We start from the raw sequence: 16,540 nt of genomic DNA, 5'->3' as shown, positions 1-16,540 counted from the left end.
TTAGTTAAAGGCGTTTTGAATGGCTTCGCCCACGTAGGAGCCTTCGGTGATAAGGGCCACCAGCAGCCAGATCAGCAGCGCCATCGGAATCATAATCGTCCAGATCAGGCCCTTGGTCTCATGCTTGAGGTGCATGAACTCCGCTACGATGTAGAACGCTTTGAAGATGGTCAGGATGATGAAGATCGAGTTGCGCAGGGTACCGGCGTCCATGAAGAACACGAACACGAACTCCAGGGCCGTGATGCCAACCAGGATGAAGAAGGTTTTCCAGATCCAGCCGGTAACCGGCTTTGGAATTTCGCCAAGCTGCGTTGGTTCGGTTGATGCGTGATGAGCCATTGCTTTTTAATTAAGAATTAACAATTAGGAATTAAGAATTGGCAATCAGGAAGTGAGGAGCAGTGATGCAGCCGACTCAAATTCTTAATTACCAATTATCAATTACTAATTAAGAATCAGACGAGGTAGAAAAAGGTGAAGACGAACACCCACACCAGGTCTACAAAGTGCCAGTACAGACCGATTTTCTCGACCATCTCGTAGTGGCCGCGCTTTTCGAAGGTGCCGTTGGTCGTGGCAATAAAGGCCCAGGTTAGCAAGCACAGGCCGCTGAATACGTGGGTACCGTGGAAGCCCGTGATAAAGAAGAACAGGTCGGCAAACAGCGGGGGGCCGTACTGGTTAGTGACCAAGTTAGCGCCGTGGAAGATGCTGCCGTCCGCCATCCGGGTGCCGGCATCGGTGCCGCCGATGAAGTGGCTCCACTCCCAGGCCTGGCAGCTCACGAACGTAGTGCCGAACAGCAGAGTCCAGAGCAGCCATTTCTGCACGTCCGCCTTGTCCATACGGTGGCCGGCTTCTACGGCCAGTACCATCGTCACGGAGCTGAAGATGAGAATCATCGTCATCAACGCCACAAAGGCCAGGGGCAGATCCACCCCGTGAAAACCGGGGAACGAGTTGAATACCTTGTCCGGAATAGGCCAGTAGGCCGTGGAGAAGGTGAAATCTTCGGGTTTGCCGGTGAAAGCCAGGTGACGGTGCCGCATCAGGCCGTACGTGGTCAGGAAGGCCGCGAACGTGAAGGCATCCGACAGCAGAAAGAACCACATCATCAGCTTGCCATAGCTTGCCTTGAAGGGTTCGTTGCCTCCATCCCAGGTGCCGCTGCGCGGCTGCTCATGCGAGGTAGGCGAATAGGTCTGCGTCGTGGAAATGGTGGACATAGCGTGCAGGTAAAGACGAAATCAGTGGTTCAAAAGTAGGAACAAATACAGGTACAACCAAAGCCCACCCAGGAAGTGCCAGTAGATGGAACAGTTGGAAATAGCCAGCATCTGGCGCGAATGCACCTGGTACCGAAAGCTTTTGCCCAATACGATTAAAAGGAAAATTAGTCCGGTGATCAGGTGAAATCCGTGCACGCCCATCAGCACATACGTAAAGGAGCCGGCCGGATTGGAATCCGTGCCGCCGAAGAACACCTTGTTCTGTACCAGCTCGCCCCACACCTGCCACTGTCCGTAAAGGAAGGCCACGCCCAGCAGCATGGTCAGCACCAGGGCAATCTGCACCTGCCGGACGTTGTCCTTACGCGCTGACACCCAGGCCCATTGCACGGTGGCCGAGCTGAGAGCAATGATGATGCTCGTGTAAAGCATGGACCCTGGCAGGGCGTACTCCAGCCAGTTGCCCTCTTCGCGCCGCACGATGTAGCCGCTGGTAAAAGCGGCAAACATCATCACGATGCTGATGATAAGCAGGATGAGCACCAGACGCATCGGATGCAGGCCGGTGCCGGGCTCCTTGTGCGTTAATGTTTCGGAAGGATGCATAATCAGGAAGAATTAAACTTTGTCGAGTACCAGCGCAATCTGCACGATGGGCAGGTACAAAAAGGAACCGAACATAATCCGCATGGCCGCTTTTTTGGTGCCCGTCCGCATCAGATACAGGGTCTGCATCAGAAACAGCACCCCACACACCACCGCAATCAGCGCCGACGTCTTGCCCGCCATCCCAAACTGCAGGGGCAGCAGACTCAGCGGAATCAGCAGCATGGTATAGGTCATGATCTGAAAGGCAGTGCGCAAATCCTTGTGGCCGGGGCTGGGCAGCATCTTGAAGCCCGCCTGCTTATAGTCCTCATCTAAAACCCACGCAATGGCCCAAAAGTGCGGGAATTGCCACATAAACTGGATACCAAACAGGATCCAGCCCTCCACCCCGATCATACCCGTGGCGGCCGCCCAGCCGATGAGCGGCGGCAGCCCGCCGGGGATGGCGCCGACGAAGACGCAAATAGGCGAAATGGTCTTGAGCGGGGTATAGACGAAGCCGTAAAGGATCAGGGAAAGCAGCGCCAGCGCCGCGGCCAGCCAGTTAAACCAGAACCCCAGCAGCAGCAGGCCGGCAACGCCCGTAACCAGGGTGAATATCCAGCTTTCGGTGACGCTCAGCACGCCGGTGGGCAAGGGCCGCTTCCGGGTGCGCTTCATCAGCTTGTCCAGTTCCTTCTCGTGGATCTGGTTGATGGTATTGGCCGAGCCCGTTACGAGCAGGCCACCCAGCATCACCAGCAGCGCGCTGCTCCAGTTTAGCTCCCGGGCTCCCAGCAGATAGCCGATTGCGCTGGAAAACGCGACCGTGATGGAAAGCCGGAACTTAACCAGCTGAAAGTACGCCCTGAGTTTTAGCATTAAGAAGGGGAAAGAACAGGCCGCCGGGCCGTCTCCGAATGGGCCGCAAAGTTACGCAACAACGCTCGGATAAGCGGGCTGCCGCCTGGATTTCATTGCCCGGCGCAGCTCAACGAAGGCCAGGAACTGCACGCCGAACAGAACGGTCGCCAGGGTGAGGTGAACTGGCTGCACCAGGGCCGGCAGGGCCAGGTACGCCAGCGTGATGCCCGCCACCACCTCCAGCACCAGCAATACCAGGATAAAAGTCGCCAGCCGATTAAGCCGGGCCGAGCCAAGCTGGTAAAGCCGGTACGCCACGTAGCCGTTGACCAGCACCAGCAGGATCGAGAAGCTGCGGTGGAAACGGAAGATGTTGCCCAGCTGCTCTACCCAGGCCGCACGGTCGGCGTAGTGCGCGCCAAAGGCGACCATGTCCACTTCCTCCCGTACCTGCGTGCCGATTACAATCTGCACGAAGGTGAGCAGCACCGCGCCGCCCAGCGCCAGCAGCAACGCTCCCGAATACGACACGGGCTGGGGCCCCTCCTGCTCACGCTGGGAACGGTTGACGGCGTACAGTAGCATGCCTACAATCAGCAGAGCGAGGCCCATGTGGATCGTCACCATCACCGGCAGCAGGTTCGTTGATACTACCAGGGAGCCAAGCCAGCCCTGCACCCCGGTCAGGATAAATGACCAGAAGGCCAGCCAGAAGACGGCTCGGTCGCGCCGCCAGTAGGGCAACGCCAGCACCACGGTCAGGAACACGAAGATGCCGATCAAAGCGCCCAGCAGCCGGTTCAGATACTCAATCCAGGTTTTGGTGGGGTTGAAGTCGGTTTCAATGTACTGGCTCGGGTTCCGGAAGATGTTGGCAGCCACCTGATGAAAGCCGAACCGCTCCAGGGTCCGGGCCAGCTTCTGGTTTTTGGCAACCCGCTGGGCGGCGTACACTTCCTTGTAGCCTGCCGGCAGCTGTTCGATGCGCGTCGGGGGAATCCACTTTCCAAAGCACCGGGGCCAGTCGGGGCAGCCCATGCCGGAACCGGTGCTGCGCACGATGCCGCCCACCAGGATCAGCAGGTAAATTGAAACGACGGTCAGTAACCCCACCAACCGAAACCGCTGCACAAAGGCCGGACTCTCCATCTTACTGGGTTAAGCTAGTTACTGGAAAAACCACCGGTAGCCCGGTGTGTTTCCAGTGGTTTTGTTTAACTGAAAGGCAAAAAAAAGCGGGCCGCCGTGCTTCGGCGGCCCGCTTTGGGACTTCTGGTGCAATCGAGCTTATTCAGCTGTGTCGCGCTCGTAGGGCAGGTTCGACGACTGCGTCTGCGAGTAAGGCACGTTCTGCGGAATAAAGTCCTCGGCAGCACCGGGCTTGCTGTAGTCGTAGGGCCAGCGGTACACGGCGGGAATTGCGCCGGGCCAGTTGCCGTGACCGGGAACGATAGGCGTGGTCCACTCCAGCGTGGTCGAGTTCCAGGGGTTCTCGGTTGCCCGACGGCCGCGGAAGATGCTGTAGAAGAAGTTGAAGATGAAGATGAACTGACCGAAGAACGCCAGGATAGCCGCTATCGAGATAAACTTGTTCATGTCGGCGAACTGGCTGAAGGCATCGAAGCCGGTCCAGGCGTAGTAGCGGCGGGGGAAGCCGGCAATACCAACGTAGTGCATCGGCAGGAACACCAGGTATACGCCCAGGAAGGTCAGCCAGAAGTGGATGTAGCCCAGCTTCTCGTCCATCATGCGGCCAAACATCTTGGGGAACCAGTGGTACACCCCGGCAAAAAGACCAAAGAAGGCCGACGAACCCATTACCAGGTGGAAGTGAGCTACCACGAAGTACGTGTTGTGCATCTGGATATCCAGCGCGGCGTTACCCAAGATGATACCCGTCAGACCACCGGAGATGAACAGCGACACGAAGCCGATGGAGAACAGCATAGCCGTCGTGAAGCGGATATTGCCACGCCACAGCGTCGCCAGCCAGTTAAACGTCTTCACGGCCGAGGGCACGGCAATAATCAGCGTCAGGAACATGAACACCGATCCGAGGAAGGGGTTCATGCCCGTTACGAACATGTGGTGAGCCCACACGACGAACGACAGCAGGGAGATGCCCAGCAGGGAGCCAATCATGGCGCGGTAGCCGAAGATCGGCTTACGGGCGTTGGTGGCCAGGATTTCCGACACCATACCCATGGCGGGCATGATTACGATGTACACCTCGGGGTGACCCAGGAACCAGAACAGGTGCTGGAACAGGATGGGCGAACCACCCTGGTGGTTCAGCGCCTGACCGGCAATGTAAATGTCGGACAGGAAGAAGCTGGTGCCGAAGCTACGGTCGAAGATCAGCAGCAGGGCTGCCGAGAACAGTACCGGGAAAGAAAGCAGACCGAGGATAGCCGTCAGGAAGAACGCCCAGATGGTGAGGGGCAGCTTGCCCATGCTCATGCCGCGGGTCCGCAGGTTGATGACCGTGGTGATGTAGTTAACACCGCCCAGCAGCTGGGAAACAATGAACAGCGCCATTGACACAAGCCACATCGTCATACCCATGCCGGAGCCGGGAATAGCCTGGGGCAGGGCGCTCAGCGGGGGGTAGATTGTCCAGCCAGCGGAAGCCGGGCCGGTTTCCAGGAACAGGGAGGTAAACATGATGATGCTCGACAGGAAGAAGAACCAGTACGAGAGCATGTTCATGAAGCCCGAAGCCATGTCGCGGGCACCCACCTGCAGCGGAATCAGAAAGTTAGAGAAGGTACCGCTCAGACCGGCCGTCAGCACGAAGAATACCATGATGGTACCGTGCATCGTGACGAGAGCCAGGTAGAACTCCGGGTTCAGCTTACCGGCTTCGATCCAGCGGCCCAGGAACGGGGACAGCCACTCGAACGTTGACTCGGGCCAGCCGAGCTGCAGACGGAACAGGCTCGAGAGCGTGCCGCCCAAGATTGCCCAGAAGATACCCGTAATCAGGAACTGCTTGGCAATAACTTTATGATCCTGACTGAACACGTACTTGAACAGCCAGTGCTGCTCGTGGTGCTCATCGTGGTGATGCTCGTCGTGCTCAGTGTGCGGCACGGTTACCCCGATGCCACCCTGCGCTTGGGCGTTGGTGGGAAGATTGGTAGCAGCCATAGGAAGAGCTTGCGTTAAATTATGCGGTTACAGCGAGGCGTTAGCAGCAGGCGTTACCACTGCCGCAGCAGCGGGTGCAGCCGCTTCATTCTCAACTAGTTTGTTGGTCTTTTGTTTGAATCCAGCCAGTACGTCCGGATTCTGCTCCGAGAACGACTTCTGCTGGGCAAACCAGGCCACGTAGTCGTCGGGCTCGTCGACTACAATGTTCAACTTCATGGCAAAGTGACCACGACCGCAGATCTGGTTGCAGGCCAGCTCGTAGTTGAAGTCCGGCTTACCCAGCTGGGCACGCATCTCGTCGGTCGTCTTGGTCGGCGTAAACCAGAACTTGGTGGGCATGCCGGGGACGGCGTACATCTGCACCCGGAAGTGGGGCATATAGACGGCGTGCAAAACGTCGCGCGAGCGAATCTTCAGCAGCACGGGGTGACCCTTGGGTACGTGAACCTCGCCGGCAGTAAAGTCGTCCAAGGCGTTCTTGTCGGTCAGGTCAAAGCCAAACTCGTTGGTAGCGTCAATCAGGCGGTAGTTTACGACGCCCAGCTTCATGTCGCGACCAGGGTAGCGTACCAGCCAGTTGAACTGTTTGCCCATAACCTCTACCACCACGGCATCCTTGGGGGCCGGACCGGTAATCTTGGTCCACTCCTTCCAGCCGGCAAATACCAGTGCCGCCATGACGATGGCCGGAATTACCGTCCAGATAATCTCGATCTTGTTGTTGTGCGGGAAAAAGAACGCGCGGCGGCCTTCCTGGTGCTGGTACTTGTAGGAATACCAGAACAGCAGAATCTGGGTCAGCACGAACACGATGCCAATAACAATCATGGTCGTCCAGAACAGACGCTCCATTTCGTAGCCGTGTACCGAGGCGATGGGCGGGTTCATCTTGTCGTAGCTGTCCACGAACGACCAGGCGAAGGCAGCACCTCCCACAATCAGGAAGACCAGCATCAGAATGGCATTGACGCGGTTGCTCATGCCAATATCACGCGTAAAGCTCCCCGAGAATATCGAGGTGAGGATCTGGAGGCGGAACAACAGGCCAAACACGACCAGCAGCAACACCAGAACCAGAAGAATACCGAGTGCAATCATTTTTTCAGGAGTTAGAACCTAGGAGTTGGGAGCTAGAATAATCAGGGGCGGGAAGAACAAACAGTATACTACCAGCTCCTAGCGTCTAACTCCTACCTTCTTTATTAGGTGGTATGGTGGATGCTCTCGTCGAGGAAGGGGTGATTCACCGGCACGAGGGCGGCCGAGGCCAGGCGCTTCGTGAACAGGATCAGGTAGGCACCGAGGAAAATCAGGGCTACGCCGATCTCAATGATAAACCCGTTGTCGCCCTTCATAGTTGCCGGCATGAACATTAAATAGAAGTCCGACCAGTGACCGATGATGATGGCAATACAAACGATTTTCAGCATGATCATCTGCCGCTTGGCGTCCCGGCGCATAAGGGCCAGGAAGGGGAAAACGAAGTTGATGATCAGGTTGAAGAAGAAGATCCAGGTATAGGCGCCGTTGAAGCCGCCCAGGCGCTGGTTGTAGTACACGGCCTCTTCAGGGAGGTTAGCGTACCAGATCAGCATGAACTGCGAGAACCACACGTAGGTCCAGAAGATGCTGAAGCCGAACATGAACTTGCCCAGGTCGTGCAGGTGGTTGGAGTTCAGAAACTTCAGGTAGCCGGCCTGCTTCAGGTAGATGGCGGTCAGGGTCGTTACGGCAATGCCGGTTACCCACCAGGAGGCGAATACATACCAGCCGAACATGGTACTGAACCAGTGCACGTCTACCGACATCACCCAGTCCCAGGCCGACATCGACGAGGTCACGGCATAAAGTACCAGGAACAGGGCGGCTACGTTGATGCTCTTGTGGAAGTACTCGGTACCGCCGTGCAGGTCTTCTTCCAGCGAGAGGTTGCGCAGCCAGCGGGAGAAGAACCACCAGATAGCCAGGTACACCACCGTGCGGATCAGGTAGAAGGGCAGGTTCAGGAAACCGCTCTTGCCGGCAATGATGGCGTCGTAGTGCTCCGACTTAGGGTCCATGATCCCTTCGTGGGTCCAGTGGAACAGGTCGTGGCGGCCGAACAGGAATACCACCAGCATGATAATAGCGCCGGGCAGAATCCAGGCGCTCATGGCCTCGTTGATGCGCTTAATCATAACCGACCAGCCGGCGTAGGCTACGTACTGCAGCGCTACGAAGAAGGTACCGATGGTGGAAACGCCGATGAAAAAGACGTTGCTGTGCCACAGGCTCACGATCAGGCGTTTCAGCCAGGTGGGGCTTTCGTGCGGAGCGGCGTGGCCGGCATTCTGCACGGCGCCGGCCCCGTGGGCTACGCCGGCAGCAGCCTCATGATGACCCGAGCCGATGCCCATGGCCGACATGATCAGGCCGATGGCCAGGAGAACGACCCCGGCCACGATGATGAAAATGAAATTGCGGTTGGTCCGCGGCGATACCTCCAGGTGTTCAGCCGTGGCGCCTTCGTGATGCGTCAGAGTTGCCATATCGAGTTAGTTCGCGGTTCCGTTACGTGCCTGGTCGCCGCCCTGTCCGGGAGTAGCTGACTCCTTGTCTGCCTGTGCTTCCCGAACCGGGCTTTGGTTCGTGGGATCGGTCATCTGCGTGGTCTGGTCTTTTACGCTCACCAGATCGGCCAGCCCTTCGGGGCCTTTGCCTTTCTGCAGCACCCGTACGTACATGGCAATCTTCCAGCGCTCCTCGGGGCTTACCTGCGAGCCATGCGGCATCATGCGGCCTTTGCCCCATACAATCACGTGGTAGATGTGCCCATCGTTCATGGTAGCATACTGCCCGTTGGCGTAGCTCGGCACACCCTTGTACTTCACGCCTACCAGGCCCTGACCGTCGCCGTTCTCACCGTGGCAGTGGGAGCAGATGCGGGTGTACAGCACCTTGCCTTCCTCGAGGTTGGCTTTGGTGTAGGGATAGGGATTACGCAGTCGGCGCTGAGCTCCCCCTACACTGTCCTTTGGGATGTGGTTGTAGTAGTCGAGCTTGCCCAGGGGTACCGTGCCCACTACCGGAGTGCGCATGTTGATACCCTGGGGGTTTACCGTGTTGGTATGGATCTGCTTCAGGGGCTCGTACGCAATGGGCTCGTACATCTGCGGAGCATATTCGAGACCCGTGTCATCCGCCCGGTTGCAGCCAGCGGTCAGGACCGAGCCAAACAGGATAGCCGACGAATACAGACCTAGTTTCAGCGAATGCGTCATTAGTTCTTAGTCATTTCTTTTTCGTTCACCTCCGATGCACCGTTCTCGCGCAGCAGCTTGGTCAGGCCGTTCAGGTCCGACTTCTCGTTCAGCTCAATGGCTACCACAAACTTATCGTCGGTGGAGCGGACGTCGAGAACGGGGGTTCTCCAGCGCGGGTACAGGCCACTGATGGTGTAGAAGGTGATTACCATGCCGTGGCAGCAGAAAAACACCGTCAGCTCGAAGGAAACCGGAATAAAGGCGGGCAGCGCAATGTGGGGCTTGCCACCGATAATCATCGGCCAGTCAAAGCCCAGCATGTAGATCTGCATCCACAGGGCAAAGGCCAGACCGGTCATACCGTAGAAAAAAGCGGCAATAGGCAGGCGCGACCGTTCGATTCCGAGGGCGTCGTCCATCCCGTGAATCGGGAAGGGCGTGAACACTTCGTAGATCTTCACACCCGCCGCGCGGATGTTCTCAACCGCGTGCAGGAGCACATCTTCGTCTTCAAAGATGCCGAGGGCGAAGCGCTTAGTCATGCTTATTGTAGTTTACCGGAGCGTTGGCAGGAACCCCGTGGGTGGTAGTCTGGTGGCCGTGGTTTGCGTGGGGGTCGACACCGGTATAAGTGGGGCCGTTGTCGACGGTGTACTTGAGGATGGTCTTCACCTCGGCCATGTTGATGACGGGGAAGAACTTGGCAAACAAGAGGAACAAGGTGAAGAACAGCCCCAGCGTACCCACGTAGATGCCGATGTCGATGATGGTGGGCGAGAACATCACCCAGCTCGAGGGCAGGTAGTCGCGGTGCAGCGAGGTGACGATAATCACGAAACGCTCGAACCACATGCCGATGTTGACGATGATCGACAGGATGAAGGTCAAGGGAATGCTGTAGCGCACCTTGCGGATCCACACCAGCTGCGGGGTAATCACGTTGCAGGTCATCATGGCCGCGTAAGCCCACCAGTACGGACCCGTGGCCCGGTTGATGAAGGCGTACTGCTCAAACTCCACCTGCGAGTACCAGGCAATGAAGAACTCGGTGATGTAGGCCACGCCCACGATCGAGCCGGTGATCATCATGATCTTGTTCATCAGGGCGATGTGCTCGAGTGTGATGTAGTCTTCCAGCTTGAACACCACACGGGTGATCAGCATCAGGGTGAGCACCATGGCGAAGCCCGAGAAGATAGCACCGGCCACGAAGTAGGGCGGGAAGATCGTCGTGTGCCAGCCCGGTACGACGGAGGTGGCAAAGTCCATCGATACGATGGTGTGTACCGAGAGTACCAGCGGGGTCGACACGCCGGCCAGAATCAGCGAGACAGTCTCGTAGCGCGACCAGTGCTTGGCCGAGCCGGTCCAGCCGAAGCTCAGCAGCGAGTAGGCTACTTTGGCAATGGGGCCCTTGGCCCGGTCACGGATGGTAGCGAAGTCCGGCACCAGGCCCGTGTACCAGAACACGAGCGAAACGGTGAAGTACGTTGAGATGGCGAACACGTCCCATAGCAGCGGGGAGTTGAAGTTTACCCACAGCGAGCCAAACGTGTTCTGGAAGGGAAATACCCAATACGCCAGCCACGGACGGCCCATGTGCAGCACCGGGAACATGGCCGCGCAGATAACGGCGAAGATGGTCATGGCCTCGGCGGCGCGGTTGATCGAGGAGCGCCACTTCTGGCGGAACAGCAGCAGTACGGCCGAAATCAGCGTACCGGCGTGGCCGATGCCCACCCACCACACGAAGTTGGTGATGTCCCAGGCCCAGCCCACCGTTTTGTTCAGACCCCACTCTCCGATGCCGTACCACAGGGTGCGGTACACCGAGTAAAGGAAGATGCCCAGGAAAAAGAGTGCTACGCTCAGGGCCGCCATCCACCGAATGTTCGGCTTGGCCTCAACCTGGCGGCACACGTCCTGCGTGACGTCGTGGTAAGTTTTACCACCCGTTACGAGCGGCTCCCTTACGGCTGATACATGCTGCATATGGTTATTTGATTAGGGTCTTGGGGACTTAGGGTCGTAGGGGCTTGGTGTTTTCTGAGCTCTGACCTTCCCTGGTGGAAAGCTGAGCCCCGGCACCCTGCAATCCGGTAATTAAGCGTTCCGAACTTCTTTGGTTTCGACGTTGCGGATCTTGGTGAGGTACGTGATGTTCGGCTGAGCGTTGATAGCCTCGATAACCTTGAAGGCCCGTTCGCCGTCCTCGCGCTTCCAGATCTGGGCAACGCGGGAGTTGGGGTCACGCAGGTCGCCGAAGACGATGGCCTGGGTAGGGCAGGACTGGGCGCAGGCCGTTACCACTTCGCCATCCATCGGGCGACGCTTTTCCTTTTTGGCTTCGAGCTTGCCGAGCTGAATACGCTGCACGCAGAAGGAGCACTTCTCCATTACACCGCGGGCCCGAACCGTAACGTCAGGGTTGAGCACCATGCGGCCGAGGTCAGTGAACATGTGGCCGTTCACGTCTTCGAACTTCTCGTTCGAGTAGTACGAGAACCAGTTGAAGCGACGCACCTTGTAGGGGCAGTTGTTGGCGCAGTAGCGCGTACCCACGCAACGGTTGTAGGTCATCTGGTTGAGACCTTCCGAGCTGTGCGTGGTAGCCAGTACCGGGCACACCGTTTCGCAGGGAGCGTGGTTGCAGTGCTGGCACAGCATCGGCTGGAAAATCACCGACGGATTTTCCGAAGGATCTTCCATAGCCGCGTAGGTGTCGAGCTTGCCCTTGGTGGCGAAGTCTTTCTTGCTGGCGTCGGAGCTGTAGTAGCGGTCGATCCGCAGCCAGTGCATCTCGCGGCGGTTGATAACCTCCTGCTTGCCGACCACGGCCACGTTGTTCTCGACCTGACAACCCACTACGCACGAGCCGCAGCCGATGCAGGAGTTGAGGTCGATGGCCATGCCCCAGTGGTGATTCTTGTACTCGTAGTCCTGCCACAACGAAACCTTGTTGGGCTTCTCCAGGCCCTCGGGCGTAGCAATCTTGTCGTACTCGGTTACCTCCTTGGGGTTCTCAATGTACTTGGCCAGCGTTGACTCCTGCACCACCGACTTGCGGTCCATGATGGTGTGGTGGGTCTGGGTCTGGGCAATGGGCGAGGTAGCACCGGTTTTCTCCAGCGTTACGCCGGTCATGTACACTAGGGCGTTGTCGCGCACGGTAGCCAGCGGGTAGGCGTTGGCGCCTACTTTGTTGCCAACCTTACCGGCCTTCTCGCGGCCGTAGCCGATGGCGATGCTGACGGAGCCGGCCGGCTGACCGGGCTGCACCAGTACGGGCAGCTCAATCGCCTTGCCGTTGGCCGTAACCTTCAGCACGTCGCCCTGCTCCCACTTGTTGGCCTCGGCCATCTTACGCGGCACAGCCACGTAGTTGCCCCAGGTAGCTTTCGAAACCGGGTCGGGCAGCTCCTGCAGCCAGGGGTTGTTGGCATCACAGCCATTGCCGATAGCCACTTTCTCGTACAGTACGAGCTCCGTGCCCGAGGGCTTGGGAGCCGAAGCAATAGCGGCCACGGCCTGGTCTACGCTCATGGCCGGGGCCATCTGGGGCGTAGGAGCCGGGCTGGCGGTACCGGTGGCAACGCCATCGTGCACGGCCTTGTCCCAGGCAGCCTGGAAGTTGCCAGCACCGAGAACGCCACGCCAGTTCTCGCGCAGGAAGTTGTAGTAGCTCTGATTGCTGCCGGCCCAGGTCAACAGGGAGTCCTGCGCCTGACGGGTGGCAAACAGCGGGGAAATAGCGGGCTGAGCCAGGCTCAGCGAGCCGCGACGGGGCTCGAAGTCGTTCCACGACTCCAAGTAGTGGTGGTCGGGGCAGCCGTAGGTGCACAGCGAGCCAGTTTCATCCGCCTTCTCATTGAACGAGATGGTCAACGGCACCTTGGCCAGGCCCGACTTTACTTTGTCGGCTTGGGGGTGGTCGTAGGCCGGGTTGGCGTGGTAGAAGATTACTGCTCCTACCGTGCCGCGGTTCATGTCGTCGATCAGACGCAGCATGCGGGCGTCATCGCCTTGGCGCAGCATCGACGGCGTAGCGGTGTTAACGCTGGCGCCAACGTTGCCGAGGGCGGCGTTGATGGCCGCTACCAGCGTCTGCTCAGCGGCGCTGTTCGAGCCCGAAACCACAAGGCTGCGGCCCCGGTGGGCCTTCAGGTCGTTAGCGGCTTTGGCGACGCGGGGCGAAGCAGTGCCACCGCCTACGATGGCGTTGTACAGCTCAACCGTTATGGCCCCCATCTCCGAGGGCTTCACCGGCACGCGCACGTCGGCGTTGGAGCCGGTCAGCGAGAAGTACGGCTCGAACTGGTAGTGGCGCGACATGGTCTTCTTGTCGGCCGATACCTTGCGGTTGGTGATGTACTGGGCAGCGTATTCTACCGGCGAAATCCAGGTACCGAGGAAGTCGGCGGCGAGGCTGACGATGATGTCGGCCTTGCTGAAGTCGAAGGAGGGCAGCACGCCGCCGTTGGCGCGCAGGATGCCACTCTGGGAATTGGCGTCGTACTGAACGTGCTCGGTGTTGGCGTAGCGGCCGGCAAACGCGGCAATGGCGCGCTTGGTGGAGGGGCTGATGATGGTCGGCGACACGATGGCGATGCGGCCCGTGGTGCCGGCCAGCTTCGTCATGATTTCGCGGTCAACCTGCGCGCGCTCGGCAGCCTTCCCCTTGATGGTGAAGTTCTGCAGGCGGCTCTGGTCATAGAGGCTCAGCACGGAGGCCTGAGCCCGGGCCGACAGGCCGCCGCGGGTTACCGGGGAGTTGGGGTTGCCTTCCAGCTTAATCGGCCGGCCTTCCCGGGTTTTCACCAGCACGCTGTTGTACTCGCTGCCGTTGAAGTAGGAAGAGGCGTAGAAGTTGGCGATGCCCGGATCTACCTCCTGGGGCTTGTTCAGGTAGGGAATTGCCTTCCGAACGGGAGTTTCGCAGCTGGCCAGGGTGGCGGCGGCAATGCCGAAGCCCATGAGCTTCAGAAAGTCACGTCGCGGGGCTACCGTTGCATCGGAGGAACCGTGCGACTCGCTTACCGGCAGATAGTCAAACTCGTTGAACGCGTTTTTGATGAACTCCGGCGAGCTTTCCAGTTCCTCAATTCCCTTCCAGTACTTAGGCGACTCTTGCATTTGTTATGGGGACTTAGGGTCTTGGGGACTGCGGCCGTGATTAGGCGACCGGGTTCAGCCCGCAAGTAAGGCTTGTTTTAGTAACGTCTGTGGGGCAAAAAGCAGGGTTCGGGAGGCCTGTCGAGGCGCTGCCGAACCCTACGCACCAATTAGTAGTGGCACTTCGAGCACTCCGTACCGCCGTTCGACGATACCGTGAAGGGCTTGGCACTGTTGCTGGTCTCGTGCAGCTTCACGAGGTTGTTGTAGTAGGCATTGCCCTTCGTGTTGAGGGGCGTCTCGCGGTGGCAGTTGATACACCAGCCCATCGTGAGCGGGGAATACTGGTACACCACTTCCATGTTCTGGATCGGGCCGTGGCAGGTCTGGCACTCGATGCCACCCACCTGCGTGTGCTGGGCGTGGTTGAAGTACGCCAGGTCAGGCAGGTTGTGAATCCGCACCCACTGAATTGGCTGCTTACGCTCGATGGCGCGGTAGATCTTCTTGATTTCAGGCGATTCCGTCTTGATCTGCGAGTGGCAGTTCATACAGATGTTGGCCGAAGGAATGTTAGCGCTCTTGCTTTTGTACACCGAGGTGTGGCAGTAGGCGCAGTTGATCTGGTGCTCGCCGGCGTGCAGCTTGTGCGAGAAGGCAATGGGCTGGGTGGGCTGGTAGCCCTGCTGGATACCGATGGCCATCACGCCCTGCAGCGACTGGTACAGTACCACCAGCACGAACAGCGTGGCGACGATACCGCGAACCACATTCGACTTATAGATCTTGGAGAAGTCGAAGCGCTGGTCGAGCAGCTCAACGTCGCGGCCGTCGAGGTCCTTGCGGCCCCGCAGCACGTCCTTCATGATGTTGGCGATGATCACCAGCGTCACGATCAGCACGAGCAGCACGACTACCAGCACGATGAGCAGGATGTCCATGGTCTGGGACGAACCGCCATCCGCGGCGGCCGTACCGGGCGTTTCGGTACCGTCGGCGGCCTTAATGCCGGTGGCGGCGCCGGGTGCACCGGCCGACTTGCCTTCCTCAGCCGTGATGTAGGAAACGATGGAGGTGATTTCAGCGTCCGTCAGCTGGAAGCTGGGCATCTGCTGCTTCTGGTACTGATTGAAGATCTTCACGGCATACTCGTCGCCGGAGGCAACCACCTTGCTTGAGTTCCGGATCCAGGGAATCAGCCAGGACATCGGGCGGCGCTTGGCAATACCAGCCAGGGCCGGACCAACTACCACGTCGTTGATGGCGTGACACTGGGCGCAGTTGCCTTTGAACAAGGCGTCGCCGGCGGCAATGGCAGCGGCATCGCCAGTGGTGGCACCCGCGGCGGCGGCAGGAGCCGCGCCGGCGGTGGCGCCGGGAGTCACTCCTTCTTTGCTTACTGCCGGAGCCTGGCCGACCGCACCGGCGGCCGGTTCCTGGGCCGACGCCGAACCGACGGCGGCAAAGGTCAGAAAGAGAGCAAGAAGGAGGTGAGGAAGGGAACGAAGTCGGATGCTATCCATCGCACAAAGTGACTGGGGAAAAGAAACGCAGGGGTGCTTCAAGGGCACAAATGTAGGTTGGGAATCGCAGGAAACAAAAGCAGAATTCCAATTTTTGGGAAAGCCGGAAGCCGTCAAACCCCGTTAAAATCCACGATTTCCGCTTACCTTATTATAAGGCATGCAACGCGAATGCAAATTTCGCGGCTGCTAGTGCTCAGCTCTGCCCTCCCAAAGAGCTTAACTATCAGCTATCCACCTTAGTTTCTAGGCGAACAGGATTAGCTATACCAGCATTCCGGCACAGGCCCCCTGCGGTTGAGCTTCCTCTCCCCTGCCGGTGCCTGAGCAAACCTGGTATTTCTACCATTCGGAAATAAATCAGCTGGCTTGTTCCAGATTTTCTGGGTTTTACCTACCTTTGCGGGCTCATTACTTTTTTTCAACTTAATTTTTTCATCCCGTCTAATGGAAGTAAGAAATTACGAGACGGTCTTCATTCTGACTCCCGTCCTCAATGAGGGTCAGGTGCAAGAGACGATCGAGAAGTTCTCGCAGGTGCTTAAGGAAAATGGCGCCGACATTATCAACACTGAAAACTGGGGCCTCAAGAAACTGGCCTATCCGATTCAGAAGAAGAACACCGGATACTACTTCCTGGTGGAATTCACTGGCTCGGGTAACATCGTGGACGTTCTGGAGCTGGCTTTCCGCCGCGACGAGCGGATCATCCGGTTCCTGACCACCGTGCTCGACAAGCACGCGGTGTCGTACAACCAGCGCCGTCGCAACGGTGAGATGAACCAGCAGAAAGCTAAAAAAGAACAAGAAGCCGTAGCCCAATAAG

The 16,540-nt window shown here is 58.3% G+C and carries 14 protein-coding genes; 1 reads left to right on the top strand and 13 read right to left on the bottom strand.

Annotated elements, in window-relative coordinates:
- From LJY25_RS11420 to LJY25_RS11360, 13 genes are all read right to left on the bottom strand, one after another.
- Nucleotides 1–342: a cytochrome C oxidase subunit IV family protein gene (locus tag LJY25_RS11420; RefSeq protein WP_227608471.1), complete on the bottom strand. Its 342-nt coding sequence runs from the start codon at nt 340–342 to the stop codon at nt 1–3.
- 116 nt (nt 343–458) lie between these two features.
- Nucleotides 459–1,229, bottom strand: coding sequence for a cytochrome c oxidase subunit 3 (locus LJY25_RS11415; RefSeq protein WP_227608470.1), 771 nt, complete (start codon nt 1,227–1,229; stop codon nt 459–461).
- 21 nt (nt 1,230–1,250) lie between these two features.
- Nucleotides 1,251–1,838 carry a cytochrome c oxidase subunit 3 gene (locus tag LJY25_RS11410; protein ID WP_227608469.1) on the bottom strand — a complete coding sequence of 196 codons (588 nt, stop codon included), beginning with the start codon at nt 1,836–1,838 and terminating at the stop codon, nt 1,251–1,253.
- A gap of 12 nt (nt 1,839–1,850) precedes the next feature.
- The gene (gene cyoE, locus LJY25_RS11405) at nt 1,851–2,702 is read right to left on the bottom strand and encodes a heme o synthase (protein ID WP_227608468.1); all 852 of its coding nucleotides are present in this window, start codon (nt 2,700–2,702) and stop codon (nt 1,851–1,853) included.
- A gap of 51 nt (nt 2,703–2,753) precedes the next feature.
- Nucleotides 2,754–3,833, bottom strand: a complete 1,080-nt coding sequence (locus tag LJY25_RS11400; RefSeq protein WP_227608467.1) for a COX15/CtaA family protein — start codon at nt 3,831–3,833, stop codon at nt 2,754–2,756.
- Nucleotides 3,834–3,971: 138 nt separating this feature from the next.
- On the bottom strand, nt 3,972–5,834 hold the full coding sequence (locus LJY25_RS11395; protein WP_227608466.1) for a cytochrome c oxidase subunit I: 1,863 nt from the start codon (nt 5,832–5,834) through the stop codon (nt 3,972–3,974).
- Nucleotides 5,835–5,861: 27 nt separating this feature from the next.
- Nucleotides 5,862–6,935, bottom strand: a complete 1,074-nt coding sequence (locus LJY25_RS11390; protein ID WP_227608465.1) for a cytochrome c oxidase subunit II — start codon at nt 6,933–6,935, stop codon at nt 5,862–5,864.
- Between the two features lie 104 nt (nt 6,936–7,039).
- On the bottom strand, nt 7,040–8,365 hold the full coding sequence (locus LJY25_RS11385; protein WP_227608464.1) for a quinol:cytochrome C oxidoreductase: 1,326 nt from the start codon (nt 8,363–8,365) through the stop codon (nt 7,040–7,042).
- Nucleotides 8,366–8,371: 6 nt separating this feature from the next.
- Complete coding sequence (locus LJY25_RS11380) at nt 8,372–9,097, bottom strand: c-type cytochrome (RefSeq protein WP_227608463.1); 726 nt, start codon at nt 9,095–9,097, stop codon at nt 8,372–8,374.
- Nucleotides 9,097–9,621: a DUF3341 domain-containing protein gene (locus LJY25_RS11375; RefSeq protein WP_227608462.1), complete on the bottom strand. Its 525-nt coding sequence runs from the start codon at nt 9,619–9,621 to the stop codon at nt 9,097–9,099. The genes LJY25_RS11380 and LJY25_RS11375 overlap by 1 nt, the downstream gene beginning before the upstream one ends.
- The gene (gene nrfD, locus LJY25_RS11370) at nt 9,614–11,071 is read right to left on the bottom strand and encodes an NrfD/PsrC family molybdoenzyme membrane anchor subunit (protein ID WP_227608461.1); all 1,458 of its coding nucleotides are present in this window, start codon (nt 11,069–11,071) and stop codon (nt 9,614–9,616) included. The genes LJY25_RS11375 and nrfD overlap by 8 nt, the downstream gene beginning before the upstream one ends.
- Nucleotides 11,072–11,182: 111 nt before the next feature.
- Nucleotides 11,183–14,212 (bottom strand): TAT-variant-translocated molybdopterin oxidoreductase, encoded by a 3,030-nt coding sequence (locus LJY25_RS11365; RefSeq protein WP_227608460.1) that lies wholly within the window; start codon nt 14,210–14,212, stop codon nt 11,183–11,185.
- A 149-nt stretch (nt 14,213–14,361) separates the two neighbouring features.
- Nucleotides 14,362–15,714 (bottom strand): cytochrome c3 family protein, encoded by a 1,353-nt coding sequence (locus LJY25_RS11360; RefSeq protein ID WP_227608459.1) that lies wholly within the window; start codon nt 15,712–15,714, stop codon nt 14,362–14,364.
- A gap of 447 nt (nt 15,715–16,161) precedes the next feature.
- Between LJY25_RS11360 and rpsF the strand changes: the two genes are divergently transcribed.
- A complete protein-coding gene (gene rpsF / locus LJY25_RS11355) occupies nt 16,162–16,539 on the top strand; it encodes a 30S ribosomal protein S6 (protein WP_227608458.1) in 378 nt (125 codons plus the stop codon).
- Nucleotide 16,540: the final 1 nt, after the last annotated feature.

This window comes from Hymenobacter translucens, from assembly GCF_020685205.1.
Classification (GTDB): Bacteria; Bacteroidota; Bacteroidia; order Cytophagales; family Hymenobacteraceae; genus Hymenobacter; species Hymenobacter translucens.
Note: the sequence above shows the minus strand (reverse complement) of the source record. Positions and strands in the feature narration are given on the sequence as shown.